The organism is Chamaesiphon sp. VAR_69_metabat_338, assembly GCF_031423935.1.
Classification (GTDB): domain Bacteria; phylum Cyanobacteriota; class Cyanobacteriia; order Cyanobacteriales; family Chamaesiphonaceae; genus Chamaesiphon.
On sequence record NZ_JANPGM010000146.1, the window covers coordinates 1 to 20,464 of the forward strand.

At 48.2% G+C, this 20,464-nt stretch carries 19 protein-coding genes and 1 pseudogene; 15 read left to right on the forward strand and 5 right to left on the reverse strand.

Annotation, left to right across the window (positions count from 1 at the left end; genetic code table 11):
* The 4 genes and pseudogenes from RMO84_RS04220 to cobD all read left to right on the forward strand — a co-directional run.
* Nucleotides 1-203 (forward strand): annotated as a pseudogene (locus tag RMO84_RS04220) (pilus assembly protein); the annotation flags it as partial.
* Between the two features lie 147 nt (nt 204-350).
* Nucleotides 351-2,042, forward strand: coding sequence for a secretin N-terminal domain-containing protein (locus RMO84_RS04225; RefSeq protein WP_310487231.1), 1,692 nt, complete (start codon nt 351-353; stop codon nt 2,040-2,042).
* Between the two features lie 688 nt (nt 2,043-2,730).
* Nucleotides 2,731-3,012, forward strand: coding sequence for an HU family DNA-binding protein (locus tag RMO84_RS04230; RefSeq protein ID WP_309739032.1), 282 nt, complete (start codon nt 2,731-2,733; stop codon nt 3,010-3,012).
* 36 nt (nt 3,013-3,048) lie between these two features.
* Complete coding sequence (cobD, locus tag RMO84_RS04235) at nt 3,049-4,125, forward strand: threonine-phosphate decarboxylase CobD (protein ID WP_310487232.1); 1,077 nt, start codon at nt 3,049-3,051, stop codon at nt 4,123-4,125.
* 13 nt (nt 4,126-4,138) lie between these two features.
* On the opposite strand, the gene RMO84_RS04240 is transcribed toward cobD, so the two are convergent.
* The 3 genes from RMO84_RS04240 to RMO84_RS04250 are packed head-to-tail and all read right to left on the reverse strand — an operon-like array spanning nt 4,139 to nt 5,679.
* Nucleotides 4,139-4,672, reverse strand: a complete 534-nt coding sequence (locus RMO84_RS04240) for a ComEA family DNA-binding protein (RefSeq protein WP_310487233.1) — start codon at nt 4,670-4,672, stop codon at nt 4,139-4,141.
* A 41-nt stretch (nt 4,673-4,713) separates the two neighbouring features.
* Entirely contained in the window at nt 4,714-5,259 is a 546-nt protein-coding gene (locus RMO84_RS04245; RefSeq protein WP_310487234.1) for an NADPH-dependent FMN reductase, read from the reverse strand.
* A gap of 39 nt (nt 5,260-5,298) precedes the next feature.
* The gene (locus RMO84_RS04250) at nt 5,299-5,679 is read right to left on the reverse strand and encodes an NINE protein (RefSeq protein ID WP_310487235.1); all 381 of its coding nucleotides are present in this window, start codon (nt 5,677-5,679) and stop codon (nt 5,299-5,301) included.
* A 133-nt stretch (nt 5,680-5,812) separates the two neighbouring features.
* Between RMO84_RS04250 and RMO84_RS04255 the strand changes: the two genes are divergently transcribed.
* Nucleotides 5,813-6,130 carry a DUF1825 family protein gene (locus RMO84_RS04255; protein ID WP_310487236.1) on the forward strand — a complete coding sequence of 106 codons (318 nt, stop codon included), beginning with the start codon at nt 5,813-5,815 and terminating at the stop codon, nt 6,128-6,130.
* A 421-nt stretch (nt 6,131-6,551) separates the two neighbouring features.
* Here RMO84_RS04255 and RMO84_RS04260 read toward each other — a convergent pair whose 3' ends face one another.
* The gene (locus tag RMO84_RS04260; RefSeq protein WP_310487237.1) at nt 6,552-7,343 is read right to left on the reverse strand and encodes a DUF4157 domain-containing protein; all 792 of its coding nucleotides are present in this window, start codon (nt 7,341-7,343) and stop codon (nt 6,552-6,554) included.
* Nucleotides 7,344-7,586: 243 nt separating this feature from the next.
* Here RMO84_RS04260 and RMO84_RS04265 point away from each other — a divergent pair, with 243 nt between their 5' ends.
* Both RMO84_RS04265 and RMO84_RS04270 read left to right on the forward strand, forming a co-directional pair.
* Nucleotides 7,587-7,706 (forward strand): photosystem II reaction center X protein, encoded by a 120-nt coding sequence (locus tag RMO84_RS04265; protein WP_310487238.1) that lies wholly within the window; start codon nt 7,587-7,589, stop codon nt 7,704-7,706.
* A 235-nt stretch (nt 7,707-7,941) separates the two neighbouring features.
* Nucleotides 7,942-8,937, forward strand: coding sequence for a Ycf66 family protein (locus RMO84_RS04270; RefSeq protein ID WP_310487239.1), 996 nt, complete (start codon nt 7,942-7,944; stop codon nt 8,935-8,937).
* A gap of 164 nt (nt 8,938-9,101) precedes the next feature.
* Here the strand turns inward: RMO84_RS04270 and RMO84_RS04275 are convergent, their stop codons facing one another.
* Nucleotides 9,102-9,281: a chlorophyll a/b-binding protein gene (locus RMO84_RS04275; RefSeq protein WP_310487240.1), complete on the reverse strand. Its 180-nt coding sequence runs from the start codon at nt 9,279-9,281 to the stop codon at nt 9,102-9,104.
* 718 nt (nt 9,282-9,999) lie between these two features.
* On the opposite strand from RMO84_RS04275, the gene RMO84_RS04280 reads away from it, so the two are divergent.
* The 8 genes from RMO84_RS04280 to RMO84_RS04315 all read left to right on the forward strand — a co-directional run bounded on the left by RMO84_RS04280 (nt 10,000) and on the right by RMO84_RS04315 (nt 20,231).
* Nucleotides 10,000-10,773: an RNA polymerase sigma factor SigF gene (locus RMO84_RS04280; protein ID WP_310487241.1), complete on the forward strand. Its 774-nt coding sequence runs from the start codon at nt 10,000-10,002 to the stop codon at nt 10,771-10,773.
* A 501-nt stretch (nt 10,774-11,274) separates the two neighbouring features.
* The gene (locus tag RMO84_RS04285) at nt 11,275-12,333 is read left to right on the forward strand and encodes a hypothetical protein (protein ID WP_310487242.1); all 1,059 of its coding nucleotides are present in this window, start codon (nt 11,275-11,277) and stop codon (nt 12,331-12,333) included.
* 155 nt (nt 12,334-12,488) lie between these two features.
* Entirely contained in the window at nt 12,489-13,007 is a 519-nt protein-coding gene (locus RMO84_RS04290) for a hypothetical protein (protein ID WP_310487243.1), read from the forward strand.
* 520 nt (nt 13,008-13,527) lie between these two features.
* Nucleotides 13,528-14,322, forward strand: a complete 795-nt coding sequence (locus RMO84_RS04295) for a hypothetical protein (RefSeq protein WP_310487244.1) — start codon at nt 13,528-13,530, stop codon at nt 14,320-14,322.
* Nucleotides 14,323-14,609: 287 nt separating this feature from the next.
* Nucleotides 14,610-16,538, forward strand: coding sequence for an amino acid transporter (locus RMO84_RS04300; RefSeq protein WP_310487245.1), 1,929 nt, complete (start codon nt 14,610-14,612; stop codon nt 16,536-16,538).
* Between the two features lie 632 nt (nt 16,539-17,170).
* Entirely contained in the window at nt 17,171-17,902 is a 732-nt protein-coding gene (locus tag RMO84_RS04305; RefSeq protein WP_310487246.1) for a response regulator transcription factor, read from the forward strand.
* 228 nt (nt 17,903-18,130) lie between these two features.
* A complete protein-coding gene (pyrF, locus tag RMO84_RS04310) occupies nt 18,131-18,871 on the forward strand; it encodes an orotidine-5'-phosphate decarboxylase (protein WP_310487247.1) in 741 nt (246 codons plus the stop codon).
* Between the two features lie 88 nt (nt 18,872-18,959).
* Entirely contained in the window at nt 18,960-20,231 is a 1,272-nt protein-coding gene (locus RMO84_RS04315) for a pitrilysin family protein (protein ID WP_310487248.1), read from the forward strand.
* Nucleotides 20,232-20,464: the final 233 nt, after the last annotated feature.

Here is a 20,464-nt window from a genome sequence, read left to right on the forward strand (position 1 = left end):
GATTGGATCAATTACTGTTAATTAAAGATTTTCATGCGGATGTTGATAAAACCACTCAGAAGATAGTAGTAGATGGCCAAGGAAAATTGATTCCCCAGCCAGACCCTATTATTAAAACATCTTTCAAAATCCAAGCTCTGATTCCACTTACACCAACAGAGCAAGCTGCTGCAACCCCGCCAGCCGCCGCAGCCAAAAAATAACTGGCTAGGCTCCATCTCGTTAGCAGTTAAGTAAGGATCTTTAGGATCTCCAGATGATGACGGATCGCCGAATTCATTTGTCTACCTAACTGATAACAATCGATCGATACCCCGTAAACATGTTCCTGGAATAGGAGAATTATTAAAGTGAGCAAACGTAAACAGATTATTACTAGTATGGCGATCGGTAGCGCGGTTGCGGCTTTATCGGCAGCTCATGTCAACGCTGCCACGCGGACGCAAATCGATGCTCCCGCACCCAGCAGCAATCTAGTCGCCCAAACACCACCCGCACCACCCGCACCCAGCCAGCAACCTCTAGTTCCTAACCCAAAAATCACGATCGATGGTGTCAATGCCACTCCTGGCGTCGGACTCCAAACTCCCACCATGCCTCGTGCTGTGGCACCACCCATCGGCGATATCAGCGTCTCCACGATGGACGCTGCCATGCCCCAAATCAATTTAGATTCTAAAAAACTCTATAGCGTCACTGCCACTCAGTCGGCGCGCGAATTGCTCAGACAAATCGCATTTGAAGCCAATCTCAACGTCGTTGATTCTGATAGTAGTGATAGCAAAGCGACCCCTGATAAATCTGTTTCGGTGAGATTCCGCAACGAACCGATTCAGAACGTATTTAACTATGTCCTGCAATTGAGCGGCTTAGAAGCAAATCGAATCGGTAACACCATCTTCGTTGGTGCCAAGTTACCCGATTCTGTCAAAGAAACGATCGTCCGTACCGTCCGACTCAATCAAGTGTCTTCGACTGCGGCGGCTAACTTCTTGGCGACTCAAGGTGCTGAATCCCAAATTGCCCTCAATACCACAACTTATAACAGTGTGGGTACGGACATCGCACAAGCTGCTGGCAGCACCGTCTCTGGCTCGGCTCTATCTAAAGTCGTCGAAACTCGCAGCTCGTCAATTCAAACACTCAAAGCGACGACTGAAAACGGCCCGCTGGTTTTAAAAGGTCTGTCGGTCAGTGCTGACGATCGCTTAAACTCAGTCACGTTGGTTGGTACCGCGCGCAAGGTCGAAATGGCAACAGCCTTGTTGACTAGACTAGATGCCCGCCGTCGTCAAGTCGCCCTCAACGTTAAAGTAGTAGACATCGCGCTCAACAACAACGCTAGTCTTGGCACCAACTTTAACTTTCAAAGTGGGAATACTTCTTTCAGCTCGAATGGTGGTAACGCAACCTTGAACTTTGGTGGCTCTGCTCTCAATCCCACTCAGATCTTCGCCAGTGTTCAAGCTTCGATCGCCAATAAAAATGGCAAAATCTTAACCGACCCCACCTTGGTAGTTCAAGAAGGTCAAAGATCGACTGTCAACTTGACTCAAGAAGTGGTTGCTGGCCTCACCACCACGATCAGCAATACCACCCCGCCGATTACGACCCAAACCTATCTGATTAAAAATGCGGGCATCATCCTCGATTTACTAGTCAACCGCATTGATGACAATGGATTTGTTTCGGTGACTGTATCGCCAACCGTATCTTCGATCGGTGATACTTACGGCAGTAGTGCCAACGGAAATCTCATCAGTCTGTTACGGTCTCGCACGTTGAACTCTGGCGAAATCCGCTTGCGCGACGGTCAGACATTGATCTTGTCGGGGATTATTCAAGAATCCGATCAGAGTACTGTTACCAAAGTACCCGTTCTCGGGGACATCCCGCTATTGGGTATCCTCTTCCGCAGTACTAGTAAAGCCAAAATCCGTCAGGAAGTGGTTGTCTTAGTTACCCCACAGATTCTTAATGACAACAAAGGTCAGGCTACATACACGCCTGGAGTTGATGCGCGCTTGATGATGGGCAAATAGATCCAAACGGTTCGAGGTTTACAGTAAAAGCTTAGATCTAGGGTACCCACAAGCGATGCAGTGCGGTCGGGTTCCCCGACCATGCAACTGCATCAAGACAGGGGCACCCCTACAGATTAATTGTGTAGGGGTGCCCCGTCTTGCCGTTTTTCTTATTCGGGGGGAACCCCCGAATAAAAAACGCCGCTTGTGGGTACCCTCAGATCTGTACTCAGCTCAGCAATAGTATTTCTGAATTAGTAGAAGTCTAGATTGGGGGTTTGGTGGTTCGGGTTGAGTGATGAGTGACTAGCAATTAGTCACTAAAGCTCCATTCCTGAGCCGCTAAACCCCTATTTTTGGCCAAAATTTACATAAATAATACGCAAAATCATGAAAATCAACATAAATTAAAGCTTTCAGCGATCCAGATCGGACATGTAGACATTAGAATAATGCAGTGGAAATAATATTGCATGAGAGTTTCAGCAACTTTGTCGCAGATCTCACTCGCGATCGTCGCTTGTGAAGATAATCCCGCAAAGTCGTTAGAATTTGTGCAAGCTCTGATAATGTATTAGTGAGCTAACGCGCCCCTGAGCCATTTCTTAGCCACCAAGCTTATTTCTCACACTCGGATCGGAGCGCACAGACTTCAAGAGTAGTGCCGTGTCCATCCATCTACAAACTCATCAATGGAGATTTACACATGAATAAAGGTGAATTAGTCGATCGCGTAGCCGAAACAGCCAGCGTAACCAAAAAGCAGGCCGACACGGTATTGTCAGCAGCCTTGGAAGCGATTATGGAAGCGGTATCGAAAGGTGACAAAGTGACTCTAGTTGGATTTGGTTCGTTTGAGCCTAGAAACCGTCAAAAACGTGAAGGTCGCAATCCTAGAACTGGCGAGAAAATGGAAATTCCCGCAACCAAAGTACCCGCATTCTCTGCAGGTAAATTGTTCAAAGACAAAGTTTCTGCTGACGATTAATTTAACTTAGCTGAATCTATAATTCGGAAGTATTCCTTGAATCGACCAAAACATGGGGGGAACCCAAGCTGGGCAGCTACAGTAGCGGGCTGTCCCCCCTCTCTGATCTTAGACTTTTCTGCGAGTATCAGTCCATTAGGCCCTCCCAAAACTGCACTCGCCGCGATTGAGCTGCACCTCGATACGATCGCCAGCTATCCCAATCCGGCCTATCCCGAACTTGCCCGCTCGATCGCCACTCACCACAATATCGATCCTGACTGGGTACTACCGGGCAATGGAGCCGCCGAACTTCTGACTTGGGCTGGTTGGGAGTTTTCCAAGCTCAACACTACGCTGCTACCGACGCCAGCTTTTGGCGACTACTGGCGATCGCTACAAACCTTTGGGACGCGAATTATCGCTCGATCGATGATGATGGATGATGGCGCAATTGGCGACCTCGATTTTGCCCTCCGTCATTTACCGACAGCTATCCCGCATTCTCTCGGACTGATCGTCAACAATCCCCACAACCCAACTGGCCAAATCTGGTCGCAGGAGACGATCTTATCTTATCTGTCTGAATTTGAACTGGTAGTCGTAGATGAGTCCTTCATGGACTTTCTACCACCCGATCGACAACAAAGTTTGATTCCCGCGATCGCCCAACATCCCAACCTAGTCGTCTTGCGATCGCTCACCAAATTTTATAGTTTGCCAGGATTGCGGTTGGGGTATTGTATCGCCCATCCCGATCGCCTCGAACGCTGGCAAAGTTGGCGCGATCCGTGGCCGGTCAATACTTTAGCCACCGCCGCCGCAATTGCCGTCCTCGGTGACACTCAGTTTCAACAGCAAACATGGGATTGGCTGGAGACGGCACGCGATCGCCTATTTCAAGGATTGAGCCAGATCCCTGGCTTGCAACCTTATCCAGGTGCAGCCAATTTTATCTTAGTCAAATCGGCGCAATCTGCCACAGCCATTCAAACTAAACTGCTCCAACAGCACCAAATCTTGGTGAGGGATTGTATCAGTTTCCCCGAATTAGGCGATCGATTCTTTCGAGTAGCCGTGCGGACGATCGCGGAAAACGATCGACTCTTAACCGCTCTCCAGTCGCTGATTTGAGAACTTCACCTACTTAAAACTGAAGATAGTGCATCAATTGCCCGATCGCTTCGCCAGATAAGCCCAAGCGTTGTTGAAAATTGACCAGATCGGTAAACTTCCCGCCACTCTCGCGCTGGGTAACGATTTCCGTGGCTAATTCGGGCGAAATGTGGGGAATCTGAGCGAGTTCGGCAGCAGTGGCGCGATCGATTTTGACTGCTGGCAACGCACTCGCCAGTTCGTAATATTGGAAACTCAGGACGGGAGCCAGCCATTGCAGCCGCGCGATCGGGATATTGAGTGCAGCCACCAGATCGGAAATCGAATAAAAAGCCACACCCGCCTGAGACAAAGACACTAATTGACGAGCTTGATGGATCGAAATTCCGGGCAATCGCAGCCAATCATCGACACTCGCTTGATTGACATCAATTTTGACCCCTAGATCGGCGGCAACGGCAATCTCAAATGCCGACTTAAACCGATAATAGGGATCTTCAGCAATACGCGATCGCAAGGACATTTTAAAAAAGAATTGAACGGTACGAGCGGGATCGTGAGTCAAGGGATTTATAGGGGTGGCTTAAGGGCTAAGATCCGATGAAATCAAGTAACACCGCGCAACTTGCGGGTATTTTCTACTAAACTTTGGGCGAAAAGATCGAAGCGTTTATCGAGCTTCTCATCTGAGATTGTACCTTCAGGTGTAAATGCTTGCCATGCTTGCCCGATGCCGATTTGTTCGGGAATCGACCAGGCGTGTACCCAGCGCAGAATTACGCGCAGATCGTTGAGCGCGTTGCTATTATTTTGACCGCCTAGAATACTAATAAATCCCGTTACTTTGCCGGCAAGCTGGTCGAAGCTCATCAAATCCAAGGTATTCTTGAGCACGCCGCTGATACTGCCATGATATTCGGGCGAAACTAAAATCAGGCCATCCGCGCTAGCAACGGTAGCTTGCAGCCGCTTGACATCTGGATAATTGGGATAGTCGTCGCCGCCATCACAAAAGGGCAACTGCATCTGTCGCAGATCTAAAATCTCGACGGTGGCACCCAGAGCTGCAACCTTTTGAGCGGCGATTTGCAGCGCGACTTGACTATAAGAGTCCGCTCTCAAACTACCGGCAATGCCCACAATTTTGACCATAATTAAGTTCCAGTTAATTGATGAGAGATAGCGGAGCCATTAAGCCCGATCGAGCCATTGACGGCGTTTTTGCTCGAACTCATATTCAGAAATCAAGCCATCCGCCCGTAATTTATCCAATTCGCGGATCGATTCTGCCATAGTGGCGATCGCGGGTGTACTGCCGCTTGGTGCCAAATTGCTGGCTACTGACAAGTTAACATTGTTCTCGAAGTGGGTACTATCTTGAGTAAGATACCAAACAGCTTCGATCGCCGAAGCAATATGCGGAATCGGCGTCCACGACAATAATAGATAGACAACACCCCAGACGGGTTGTCCCAGATAAAATTTGTGAAATCCCGCCACTGGGATCGTCATACTCGCGAATGCTAAAATGACAGCCAATTGGCGATTTTTCGGTGTAGTGCGATCGAACATAAACCGACCCTCAAATACGGGAAACCGCAGTTCTCACTTAGTTAGAGACTGACTTAAAATAGCAAGTAGACGCATAGATAGCGATACCTTTGCTCTCAAGTTTAACCTTATTACTCTATACTAATTCTCCGTCATGGGATTTTTTGATTCTGACATCATCCAGCAAGAAGCTAAACAGTTGTTTGAAGATTATCAACAGCTCACCCAGCTCGGTAGTAAGTACGGTAAATTTGACCGCGACGGTAAAATTGTCTTTATCGAGCAGATGGAAACTTTACTCGATCGCTACAAAGTGTTCATGAAAAGGTTTGAGCTGTCGGATGACTTCATGGCGAAAATGACTGTCGAGCAGATGAATACCCAAATGAGCCAATTTGGGATGACACCCCTGCAAATGTTCGACCAGATGAATCTCACACTCGATCGCATGAAGTCAGAAATCGATAAATAGGTATCTAGGCGAAATTAAATATAACATGTCAGCCTTTTGCCCTCACCCCCAGCCCCTCTGTCTTGACGCACACAAACGGGAGGGAACCTCCCGTTCGATGCGCCGCTCCCAAGCTTGGGAGCGGCTCGCGCACGCCTTTGTTCCCCGACGGTTCAGCGACTCGCTCCCGCCTTTGTTCCCCGACCATGGAAGCGAGTCAAGACAGCGACCCAAATCACGCGGAGGTTCCCGACCCATGGCTTTGGGTCAAGACAGCGAGACAAGACAGAGGGGAGCCAGAGCCGGAGGCGACGGCGGGGTGAGGGCGAAGGGTTGAAGACTAAGCACTGGGATTTATGCATTTTATTTTCTTGTATGAAACCACCCTGCTGCAGATTAATTGTGTAGGGCTTCCCCTTGTGGGTACCCTAAGGTTTCAGGCTTACATATCTACGGGGAGTTTAATTCCCCAGCCTTTGTAATTGACATAATATCGCCCACCGCGTGGCGGACAAGCCAATCGGTTGCACAACTGCCTGGTGAAATCTCGTTCGGTTTTGCGGGCGGCTCGTTCTAGTGGATTGTCTTGATAGGTTTGGCCGCCGTGATAATAGCCACTAAAATAAAGTTCGCCAAATTTCCCGATCCCGCCAGCGCGATCGCATTGTTGGGCATGAGTAAGTTCGTGCGCGAGCAGTACCAATCGATCGGTGTCGTGCGGTTGATAGTCTGCCCGAATGTAGATCCGATCGCAATACGTTTGAGCAGATGAATCTACACCGCCGATATGAGTTTCCTTACCACCTTGCGACCATCGATCGAGTAATTGCGCCCGATACACGACGGTGACTCGATCGACCAAATCGCCAAAGAACGGTCGCAAATAGCCTTTTTGAGTGGTATCTAAGGCAACTCCCTGAGGATTGCGCAAAATCATGATTTGGGCAGCTAAGGGCAGGACGGTTGCCCCAGTCTCACTCCACGCTTGCACAGGGGTATGAGTCGCAATTTGTTGTAGCTCCGGCAGCTGAAGGGTACCATTGAGGACAGATTGTGAGGGAGCCAGCCGATCTAAGAATAGCTGTGGCTGTAGCACCGCCACGATCGCGACTGCTGTAAATAGCATGACCGTGCAAAATCGACAGAACTTGCTCAGTTTCGAGATCATTAGTCCAAAACAGATCGAGATAAAGTTGGTAATCGAGCAGTAGATATTCTGCCACTGCTTTATCATAGCAATCCAGTCGATCTTCACGGCTAGAGCGTAACAATCGATCGGGATCGACCCCCAACCTCGATCTCGATCGAGCACATACCACTCTCACCACTTTGGAGTAAATACATTCCATCTACTCACTCCCCGCTCCCTGCTTCCCACTCCCAACTGAATTTGAACAAAGACTTCTCAGCGGTCAACTAAGTAGCTAGAATTAGAGGAAAGATTCTTTTTAATTCGATCTTCAGGACAAAATAGTTTATGACACCCTCATTGGCCAATTTCATGTACAGCCTACTGGCTGGCGGGTTGATTATCGTAGTTCCCGCGACAATCGGTCTGATCTTCATCAGTCAAAAAGATAAGGTTCAACGCTTCTAGTCTCACTACATCGATTCGATCGAGCCTCAGTTGGGTGCTATCACCAAGCTGAGGTTTTGCGGCGTCAAAATTGGTCGATCTACGGATGGACGAATGGCACCGATCGAGGCAAACTAGAGAAGGTAGGCTGCTCTACCACACATTGCAACTAAAAATTGCTAGGATCGCTGATATCCACACTGAGTTGTGGAGGCGATCGAAATCTGTGGACGTGCTTTAAATTTGGAGCAAATTAATGGTTAATTTTGGGCTGAACACAGCCAGTTTTTTGGGAATTATTTTGGCCATAGCTGGAGCGGGACTGTATTTCCTGCGTTCCATCCGTCCCGAATTGTCGCGAGATCAAGACATCGCCTTTACCGCGATCGGGATTATTTGCGGCTTTATTTTGATTTTCCAAGGCTGGCGACTCGATCCGATCCTCCAATTCGGACAGTTATTACTTAGTGGTTCCGCCATCTACTTTGCTTATGAAAGTATCAAAATGCGGGGCATTCTTAACGAGCAAGCCAAGGAAAAAAGCCCAATTGTAGATGAGCGTCCGGTCAGCCGTCGCTATAAAGCCGAAATTGAAGACCGCGAATATTTAGACGACAGACCCCGCAATAGTCGCCGGATTAAAGGCGACAGCGTTGCCACAACCGCTCGTAACGAATCTCGCCGCAGCGATCGCCGTGTCGATGAAGATAGTGACGAGCAACCCCGTCGTCGTTCGGCAACCAGACAGTTAACCGAAGATCGCTATGCCGACGAATCACCCCGCCGTCGTACCACAGCAGCCCGCGCGGAAGTTAGTTCCCTCGCCCGTCGCCCTAACGATGATTGGGATAATGAGGATGACTGGAATGAATCTGACGCACCCGCTCCAGTGCGCCGCGCTCTGCCCGATGCCGATCTGAATGCCGATCGCTCCGCACGGAGATCGAATAGACGCTCGGCAGAACGCACCGATCCAGTAGAGCCAACGCGCGATTCTCCAGACGAGGGGCTTCGCCAACGAGATTTTGCTGCCAATCCAGATGCTACAGAGTCCCAACCTCGCCGCCGTCGCCCCCGCGCCGTTGGCGAAGCCTCCCGAGGCGAGAATCGCCCACAACCGACTAACGATCGCGACGATACCAGACAGGGTGAAGGCACGACTGCCAATTATGTCGATTACGAACCAATCGATCCACCTTCAGGACTGCCCCCTTCCGGCGCAGAGCCTGTGGTCTTCCCCGATCGATACTAAACACTACTTTTAAACTAACAAGCACGGTCTGTGAGGCTCACAGACCGTGCTTTTTTGGATCTTAATAGTATTTAGACAACACAACAGACAACAGATCCCCGACTTCTTCGAGAAGTCGGGGATCTGAATCGAGATGAGGTGCAGTCTTTACGCCGCTCCCCGCTCTACCGCAAACCCAGCCATGTCCAGAGATCTTGTCCTGTAAAAAATTCCAATCCTAATAAAATCACAAATCCCACCATCGCAAAGCGACCATTAACTAGCTCGGCATATTCATTCCAGCCAAAGCTAGGCTCGGCGGGGGCTGTTGAGGTTTTGGATTCTGTCGATATTTTGTCAGTCACGATCGCTATTGAGCTAATAGTATTATTTCGTCATCTTAATCGATTGGGTGCGGGGTGCGATCGAGTAGTTGAACTTTCAACTTGCTCCCGCGCGCTGCTAAGTCCTTTCATTCCCCAATCGATCGACAACCAAATTTTGTGGCAGATTGCGATCGAGATCGACATTGAGCTAGTGATGCGATCGCAACCATTCGCTCGATCGTCATTCACAATATAAACAAGTCCATCATAAACATTCAAAACTAAACGATTCAGTATAAATACGCATAGCCTTAGATCGAACTTTACTCGAACCATGACAACTAGTAATCCCACTGATGGAATTTTACCAATGCTGAGATTAAACTTAACAAGCCAGGGTGAATGAATATTCTAGCTTGAGTCGAGAGCGATTAAGTAACTAGAAAAAAATGCAGTCTACTAGATAAATAGTACCTTAAACTTCAACCCGATCGGTTCGATCTTCAGACCGATTCCGACTACCAATCCCAACCGAATTTAAAAATTTTGAATCGATCGATGTAACTTTAAAGCCGAGTACGCAGCCGATATCGAGATCGCAACTTGGAACCAGATTTAGATCCGCCACTTTCTCAGTACTAGTTCAAATTTACTTTGGACGATGGCTACTGGGAGATCGTTAGTTTCAGTCCCAAAATCTAACGATCGTCTTGCATTTTTTGCGCTCTACTATCAACTTTTAACTAGAAAAATCGTCATGACTACCGTTTTAGAATGCGATCTGAAGCACCACAGTTTACAATTACTGCGTGAATACCAACAGACTGGCAAAGCAAGACTGCGGAATCAGATTGTAGAAATAAACATGGGATTGGTGCGCAAAGAGGCACACTATTGGGTGAATCAATGCCAAGAAACATATGACGATTTACTTCAGGTTGGGAGTATTGGATTGATTAATGCGATCGATAAATTTGAAATTGCTAAAGGTTTTGCCTTTAGTACGTTTGCGATGCCTTATATCAGAGGTGAGATCCAACATTATCTTCGCGACAAGAGTTCGGTTTTAAAAATGCCGCGTCGTTGGTTCGCGCTAATTCAACAAGCTGGGACGATCGCCAAAACTTTGCAAGCTCAATACCAACGTCCGGCGACAGAAACCGAGATCGCGCGAGCATTGGAGATTCCCCTAGCGGAGTGGCAAGAAATCAAGATGGCGTACCAAAACCGCCAGCCAGTTAGCTTGGACTGTCCGGTGGGTAATGATGAGGAAGCTCATAATTTAGCAGATCTTTTACCCGATCGTCACTACCAGAGCTTTCAACTATCGCAAGAAGATCGGTTGCGCCTGCAACAAAGTTTGGTGACACTCGAACAACACACCCGCCAAATTCTCGAATTTGTCTTTCTGCACGATCTGACTCAAAAACAAGTCGCCGAGCGGATGGATATTAGTGTGATCACTGTCTCCCGCCATGTGAAAAAAGGACTAAATGTCCTCAAAGTAATGTTAGTGAATAACGAAAACTAATCATGTTCGCGATGATTTCTCGATCGAGGTATCACTCGATCGAGTTTTTATTCTCGCCAATCTCAGAGCATGTCTACAAACTCAATTCTATTGGTGTTGCTGATTTAAGGTATGCTTTGCCCTCACCCCGCCAGATCCTCCGGCTCTGGCTCCCCTCTCCCAAGCTTGGGAGAGGGGTTGGGGGTGAGGGCAAAATCTATGCTTCATACATCAATTTAGCAACACCATTCTATTAAGCTCAAACCCTAGAAAATCCCCCTGGGAATGAAGCAATTAGATTTTTTAGACATGCTGTAACGATCTCGATCGGGATCGATCGAAAATTAAACCCCAATTGCGATAGTGGAGCCAGAGATTTGGGTAGTATAAAAATAGACAAGTTATTAGCTGTTGCGAAGCTGCACGGCTAGACAGAACGGCGCAGAGTAAACGTCTAATTATCCCGACTGTTATCGAAGTTATATGTATATGAATATTCAGGGAAGCGAGGTATAGAAAGTCATGCAAAAATCTTGGTTTTATCTAGGTGCGATCGGTAGTTTAGCGATTTTGATGTCTGGTTGTGGCGATAGCAAACCTGCTGCGACTCCAGCCCCCAGCCCCACGGCTTCAGCTAGCCCAACTCCTAGCCCAGCAGCAGCGGCTCCCACCACTCCCGCGCCAACAGCATCTGCACCCACTCCCGCAGCACCCGCGCCAGCCGTAGCAGCCAAACCCAAAACTTCTGCTGTCAAGCCAGTATCGGTAGATGTCGCCGCTGGTTTGATTCCCCCCACAAATGGCGAAAATTGGGCGAAGACTGTTGCCAAAGGCCGTACCAATCCCTTTGCGACATTAGCATTTCAACCAAGCGGCGTTACTGAGAAAGATCCCCTCGGTCAATCTGGCAAACCACAACCCACCACAGGGAAAATTGCCACTAGTCAACTACCTACCATCAAAAATGCCGCACCTGCGGTCAAATCTGGTGTAAACAGCCCATTGCCCAAAATTAAAATTGCGACAGTTACTAGCAACACTCCAATTGCTAGCAAGGGCACAACTACGGCAGAACCGAGTATCGCTCGCTATGGCGATACATCCATCTCATCAATTCCTCGAACTGGCATCAACAGAAAGTTACCAAAAATTACTGTTGCGATTAAGCCAAGTAATTCATCAAATTCTGCCACTCCAGCTAAAACTGCCAGCAACACTAAAGTTGGCAATAGCAATGTCCTGCGTCCGATAAATATGGGGTCTAATCCCTCAGCAACACCTCGTCCCACTGATATTGCCGCTCGATCGCCACAAGGTGCCGAACAGGCATTACAAGCGAAGGCAGTAGAAGTATCTGGCGTAATTGAAGTCGAAGGCAAAACTCAAGTTATTGTCAAGTTGCCAAACGAAACATTCAGTCGCTATGTCAATGTCGGCGATAAGATTGCCAACAGCAATATCGTAGTCAAACGCATCGACGATCGCGGAACGATTTCCCCGACGATCGTTTTATCCGAAGGTGGCACTGAAGTCTCGCATAAAATTGGCGATAAACCAGCTTCCCAGGCTCCTGCTAAGTAGTTTGAATTAGCACATCTAAACAAGCCCGATCGCATTCGATCGGGCTTTTTGTGTATCCAAATTTGGCAACAGCGAGGATTACAAGTCGGAGCAGATGTTAATTGCGATCGACCCCATGGGTAAATTAAATGGTGTAAGCTATATTTCTAATATTTATGCTGAAATCATTTATTCTTGCTGCTACCTCAATCGCTTGCACACTCTCATTCGCTAGTATTGTTCATGCTGGCGATCGGGGATTCGATCGCAATTCAAAAAAACAATTAAACTTAATCGCTGAGCGAGCAAATTCTGCAAAGACAACTAATATCTCTGCCGCAGATTTAAAAGACATCAAGCAGGCAATTATCAAGAAGTATCAACAGAAAAACAAAGGCCCAGAATATCCTTCGGCTACTGGGGCTACAAGATTTTATGAAGTCAAAGCAATCAAATTAATATCTTATTCCTTGGTTTCTTCGATCGCAGATAAATCGGTTGAGAAAAATGCCATTATAAGTGTTACAGAAATTGAAAGAATTTATAGCTTTGGCAGTAAAAAGGTTCTGGATCGGAACAATCAAGTCGTGCCAGAGAAATATGAATACACTTATAGTAGTAAAGACATTAATATTACAACTAGAGATGTAGAGATTACATTAACCAAACGTAGCGGCAAATGGACTGCACAGTAATTATAGCTGGAATGGCATGATATTTCGATCGAGTTAATTACAATCTAATCTACCTACTTGACTCATTTGAAATCTTCTGTCTTGTCGGTTTTTTGTTCTGAGGGAGCCTCTGAATAAAACCGCCGCTATTGGGGAAGGCGGGTTCGTGTACCTACGGTAGGCTTCGCCAACGATATCGATTGTACCAATCGATATTAGCCAGCATAAACTCGCCCCTACAGATCTATAAATTCATACACATTAAATTCATGTATGGTCATTTTCATAGATAAACCGTAGGGGCGAGTTCATGCTATAAACTTCTAAAGAATACGATTAATTCCAAGCGAACCCGCCCTCCCCACCAATATCGGTTAGCTCGTTCAAAAGATCTCAAATAGGTTCTACAAACATGTCCCTCGATTTCAATAAGACATTCCTATTTGAGGCGATCGACACATCGACAAACCAACACCCAACGCGCACGATCGAGTAAATGCAGTAAAATTCTAGTATTTGACAGAACTAATTACTAGATGCCATGCAAACTCCTAGTTCGGATCGATCGGCTCAAGCTAGCGTCGCTCCTGTGGTGCCGTCGATCGAAATGTCAGCAGGCAGTCGGGTCAAGTGGCAAGCCATGTTGACAACTCGCAAAATTGGGACTGCCAAAAAATTACTCGCTAGAGTTCCCGAACTAAGGGGCGAACCGACTGCCAGAAGAGCTTTCAACGGTCAAAGGCTGGATAAAGATACTTGGGCGGCGGTGTTCTATGGCCTGAAGCTCGATCGGGCGGATTTCTTTACAGACGTACAATGGTTCGATCGAACGCTCCAATCGCAGTGGCAGCTATTGTGGAATTTGGCGACAGATGCAGACGATCGCTTTGGGCTAGTATTGGCTGCACCAGACACAAGTGCCGAAATCGATCGGCCTAAGTTTGCACGGGCAATCGCCGCGCGGACATCGGTCTCGATCGATATCTCTGCTGGTTATTTTGGTCATCTCATCTTGGTCGAACGCGATCCTAGTGGTGGCGTGGTGTTATTGTGCCCATCGCCAATGATGAATAATTCGCTGCTGACTGGCGCACCGCTGCAACTGCCCCAATCGCCCCCGTCGCCATTTCCGTATTTTCAGCCCCTGAGTGTCGGTACCAATCAACTGTGGGCGGGCATGTTTGCCAAACTACCCATCTGGCCGTGGTTGGCTGCGGCGACTCACAAGCCACTGAGATTAGAATTGGCACAACTAACCGATCTACTCGAAGCTGCTAGCAAGTATCGTCAGGACACCCAAATGATTCGATCGAGTTATCTAGTGACAGCAGCGTAAATTCAGAGCGAACTGTTAATTAAATCCCGCTAATAGGCGCACTGCAAACAGTCGAGCGATCTGCAAGCCATCTCCTCGTCTAGATCCAGTGCTGCCAAATCACCCAGAAATTTTACCCGCATCGCTAAGGGTGAGATAATTGGATTCGATCGATAAACAATTCACTGTTTAGTACTCAACCTGCCAGCACCAACACTGGTGTTTTGAGGCATCTTAGCCTTAGGCATCGCGCCCCGATTTCCATATTAATGTCATCTCACCAAGCTTACTAACAAGCTGAAGCTAATATGCCAACTGTGAAAAAGCGCACCCTCCTCGGTCAGTGGTTGCTAAATGAGAATCGTCCCAAGGATGGCGGACACCATCATCAGACTCACGCCTGGTGGCAAGTTATGTGCCTCACTGGGGTTGATTATTTTTCGACCTTGGGCTACCAGCCCGGGATTGCCGCATTATCTGCCGGTTCGCTTTCACCGATCGCGACCCTGATTTTAGTCCTACTTACTCTCTTTGGTGCGTTGCCAATTTATCGACGGGTCGCGACAATCAGTCCCCACGGCGAAGGCTCGATCTCGATGCTGGCACAGCTCCTCTCCTGGTGGCAGGGCAAGTTATTCGTCCTATGTTTATTGGGATTTGTGGCTACTGATTTTATCATCACGATCACCCTCTCGGCTGCTGACGCCTCTGCCCACATTATTGAAAATTCGCTCGTACATGAATGGGCAAAAGGCAATGAGGTAATTATCACCTTGGTGCTGATTGCTTTATTGGGAATCGTGTTTCTGCGCGGTTTCCAGGAAGCGGTCGGGCTAGCGGTGGTTTTGGTGTTACTCTATCTCGGTCTTAATCTGATCGTGATTGTTGTCGGGATGCAGCATGTCCTCCAAGCTCCAATCGTTCTAACCAATTGGCAACAGGAGCTATTCCGCACTCATGGCAACCCGTTAATGATGGTGGCAGCGTCAGCACTGTTATTTCCTAAGTTGGCATTAGGTTTATCGGGTTTTGAAACGGGGGTAGCTGTGATGCCCCTGGTCGCAGGCAATCCAGGCGAAACCGAAGAAAATCCCGTCGGCAGGATTAAGAACACTTATAAGTTGCTGACAGTGGCAGCACTAATCATGAGCTTCTTCTTGCTCACGAGTAGTCTGATTACCACAGTCTTGATTCCTGCTGCCGAGTTCAAGGCTGGTGGCCCTGCAAATGGTCGGGCGTTAGCTTACTTAAGTCACAAGTTCTTAGGTGATGGGTTTGGAACTGTCTACGATTTAAGTACGATCGCCATTTTGTGGTTCGCTGGAGCCTCTGCGATGGCCGGACTGCTAAATATCGTGCCGCGCTACTTACCACGCTACGGCATGGCTCCAGATTGGGCTAGAGCCACTCGTCCGTTGGTATTGGTCTTTACCTTCGTGGCCTTTATCGTGACGATCGTGTTTCAAGCCAATGTCGAGGCTCAAGGTGGAGCGTACGCTACTGGCGTATTGGTACTGATGAGTTCGGCAGCATTTGCCGTTACCCTCTCGGTGCGAAATGGGCGCAACCCCTCATTGGGCAAAACCTTGATGTTTGGCCTAATTACGCTGGTATTTATTTACACGACGATTACCAATACGGTCGAACGACCTGACGGTCTGAAGATTGCCAGTTTGTTTATCGGTGCGATCGTCGCCACATCTCTGATCTCGCGCGTGATGCGATCGACCGAACTGCGGGTCGAAAATATTCAGATGGATGAAGTCGCCCAAAGTTTTATCGCCCAAGACAGTCAAGGCACGGTGCGGCTAATTGCCAATCGCAAGCAAGCTGGGGATGAAAAAGAATACTATGAAAAGGAACGCGAAGTCCGCGACGATAATCATATCCCCGAGACAGATTCGGTATTATTCTTGGAAATTCAGATCTCTGATGCTTCCCAATTTGTCGAAACGATCGAAGTCCAAGGAGTTACCGTAGGCAACTATCGAATTCTCCGTGCCAAAGGAGCCGCAGTCCCCAATACGATCGCCGCAATCTTACTCGACATTCGCGATCGCAATCAGCACGGTCGCTACCCTCATGCTTACTTTGGGTGGGTAGAAGGTAATCCCATTCAATACCTAATGCGGTTCTTATTGTTTGGGGAGGGCGATACCGCCGTCGTGACGCGGGAAGTAATTAGACGGGCGGAGCCAGATCCAACTCGTCGTCCCGGTATCCATGTTGGGGGATAAGCAAGACTCGGTATCGATCGAGTCTGCCTGCGCCACAATCGATCGCCATTTGTTGCCCCCAATGCTACTGTCGGGAATAATGCACCGCGCTGCTCCCAACTAGCGACTTCAGCGCGTCGAGCGAGCGGCCATCTCCATTGCCGCTTCGCGTTCTCAATTGATGTATCCTGAGGTAATTACCGATCGACGCCGTTCAAATCGCGTATTTCATTAATGACATAAATACCGAGTCGCACAATCTGATTGTCTCGCTATCAGTATTAGTTACAGCCGATTTTCGTCAGTATCGATCGCCCGATCGATACTGATACCTGTGCTATCTTCCCCAATACAGGGAATAATAGGATTGTCAAGATTGCATCAGCTCATCTGTTAAGCAGGCGAACACCCCCGTTGGGGATTGGCTACAAAACTTTTGCATACATCTTTAAGTAACTTTCCTGGTTGTATAGTTGTATGTATGTATATATAAGGCAGATAGGCGATTTCGGTGTGCCTCAGCACTCGTCACAATCGATCGAGTATAGCTAAATGCTTATCCTCAAGATAAATAAACAGCACTCCCAAATTAAATTAATTTTTATTCTTACCCCATTTCTCAACCAAATCGTTGTGACCCCAAGGATCGAAACGTGAAAAAAATATTATTAGTAGACGACGATAAAACTTTGCAGACCGTACTGACTCGCTATCTCGAAAAGCGGGGTTATTCAGTCAGGGTTGTGACCTCTGGCGTCCAGGGGCTAAAACTGTTCGCTCAAGATCCCCCAGATCTGGTCGTATCGGACATCATGATGCCAGGAATGGATGGCTTAGAATTTTGTCGCCGCCTCCGCGCCACTAGACCGGGACAGCTAGTCCCCTTTATCTTTCTCACAGCCAAGAAAGATCTCGAAGATCGGATTCAAGGTCACTATATCGGGGCGGATGACTATATCACCAAACCCTTTGAGCCGCTAGAACTGCTAGCTAAAATCGAAGCCCAACTCGAACGCTCGCGCCGCATTCACTCGGAAATGGTGCGACTGATGCAGAAAGTCCCTGAAGATCGGGAGGGAGACACAGAATACAGCGACAATTCGACAGATTCGATCGCTCCAGTTAAAGAGCCAGAACCAGAAGAAGATCTGCCATTGACTCCAGCCGAAGCGCGGGTATTCTGGGAAGTAATTCAGGGCTTGACCAACAAGCAAATCAGCCAACGCTTGTTTATCAGTCCGCGTACCGTCCAAACTCACCTGAGTAATATTCTCACCAAATTAAACTTAGAAAATCGATCGCAGCTCGTGAGATTTGCCTTCGAGCACGGCTACCGTCCGCCCCAAACTCAAGACGAGCAAAGAGCGGCTGAGGCTAGAGGTTAATCGAAATATAAGATTTTCGCCAAAAGCGTCTGGTGGTAGGGGTATGTCTTGATTTGCTAAACCGTCGGGGAACCCGACGAGCACAAATCGCTGTCTTGTCGCACACAAACGGGAGGGAACCTCCCGTTCGATGCGCCGCTTCATGAATTACCCCTACCACCAGACGCTTTTGGTATACGTTTGCCGCTAAACTTGAAGAGTATTATTGCGACGCGATCGAACAGTTTCATGTCAGAACCGCTTACCTATCTTTCTCAAAAAAACATCGACCCCAAGGAAAGACTAATCTTTGCTTTGGATGTCGAAACTAGCGATCTTGCCAAACAAATCGTCACCCAACTCGACGATGCGGTGGTATTTTACAAACTGGGATTAGAAATGTTTTTGGGCGGACAATATTTTGAAACGATCGACTGGCTACTTGCGCGCAATAAAAAAGTTTTTGTCGATCTGAAATTTTTTGATGTGCCCCAAACTGTCGGCTCGGCAGTCCGGCAACTTACCAATCGCGGGATTAGTTTTGTCACCGTGCATGGTAATGATGAGATTTTAAAAGCAGCCGTGCGTGAGAAGCAAGATCTGAAGATCCTCGCCGTGACGGTATTGACTAGCCTCGATCGCGGCGACCTCAACGATCTGGGCTTCGATTGCGATCCCGATGCCCTAGTGCTGTCTAGAGCCAAACGCGCCCTCGCGATCGGCTGCGATGGGGTAATCTCATCGGGACGGGAAGCAAAGGCACTTAGAGCCAATTTAGACGCCAATTTTTTGGTGGTGACACCAGGAATTCGCCCGGTTGATAATACGGAGGAAGCACCCAGCGACGACCAAAAGCGTACCGTCGATGTCCGCACGGCATTCACCAATGGAGCCGATTACATCGTTGTCGGTAGACCGATTAAGCTCGCTCCCGACCCTTATGCCGCAGCGATGGCGATCCAGCAGACGATTGCTGAAGTTTTTGCCTAAGTTGAGACGATCGAACTGCATCCAATTACAAATATGGTGTAGCTTGGATCTTAAATCGTGCATTTAGTATCCAGCGTTATTTTCACCAATGATTAATCCTCCAGTTTCGCGGCGGCAGTTAGCTAATGGTATTACAGTTTTAACGATCGCCAATCCCAGTGCGGATATTGTTTCTGGGCGATTCTTCATACCGGCTGGCAGTCGCTGGGAACCCGCTGCGAAAGCTGGATTAGCCCAACTGCTGACATCGCTACTTACCAAGGGGACAAAGCAATTATCGGCATTAGCAATTGCCGATCGCATCGAATCTGTGGGTGCGGGACTAGGTGCGGACACGACTACAGACTACATTAAGTTGAGTTTGAAGACCGTCAAATCAGATTTGAGGGACATATTTAAGTTAGCTAGCGAGATCTTAAGAACACCAACTTTTCCCCCCGACCAAATCGAACTCGAACGTAAGCTGATCCTTCAGGCAATTCGATCTCAAACCGAGCAACCGTTTAATAATGCCTATCGCCAACTGCGGACGGCACTATATGGCCAACACCCCTACTCGCGATCGAGTCTCGGATCGGCAAAGACAATGGCGCAAATTACCCGCCAGGACTTAGTCGATTACCATCAGACTCACATTCGTCCCGATCGACTGATTATCAGCCTTGCAGGGCGGATTACCCCCGATGAAGCGATCGATCTAGTGACGCAAGTATTTGGCGATTGGGAGATTCCCGCGATCGATCCGCCGACGCTCTCACCCGCACATGTGGCCACTCAGCCTCAATACCAAATCGAACATCAATCCACCCAACAGGCGATCGTCATGCTCGGCTACTTGGCTCCAGCCATCCACGATCCCGACTGTATTGCCCTCAAATTAATCGATAGCTACCTGAGCAATGGCATGTCCAGCCGCTTATTTGTCGAGCTGCGCGAAAAACGCGGACTTGCCTATGATGTTTCGGCTTTTTATCCCACTCGCTTGGATACTTCTCACTTTGCCGTGTATATGGGCACCAACCCCAGCAATACCGCCATTGCCGTCAGCGGCTTACGCGCTGAGGTCGATCGCTTGTGCATGGAACCGCTCTGCGATGCCGAACTCCAAACCGCTAAAGATAAACTCCTCGGTCAATACGCTTTGGGCAAACAAACCAACGGCCAATTAGCCCAAACTTACGGCTGGTACGAGTTATTGGGATTGGGTATCGATTTTGACGTGCAGTTTAACCATGCCATTCAACAAATTACTACCACTCAACTCCAAACTGCTGCAAATAGGTATCTCAGCGATCCGTATATTTCGATCGTCAGTCCTGAATATAAGCCGCCAGCCAGCAAAACTTTGACAATAACGTAGATATGAGGGTACCCACAAGGGCAGTGGTGTCAACTTAAGCCTCAAAGTGGCGTTAAAGTAGAGAAAAGAGGAATCAGGAGGAGCAGATGAAAGGCAGTGGTGTCAACTTAAGCCTCAAAGTGGCGTTAAAGTAGAGAAAAGAGGAATCAGGAGGAGCAGATGAAAGGTCACTCCGTCAACCAAAAAAATCCCGACTTGCGCCGCCAAGTTCAGATGCCAGGGCCATCCATTGA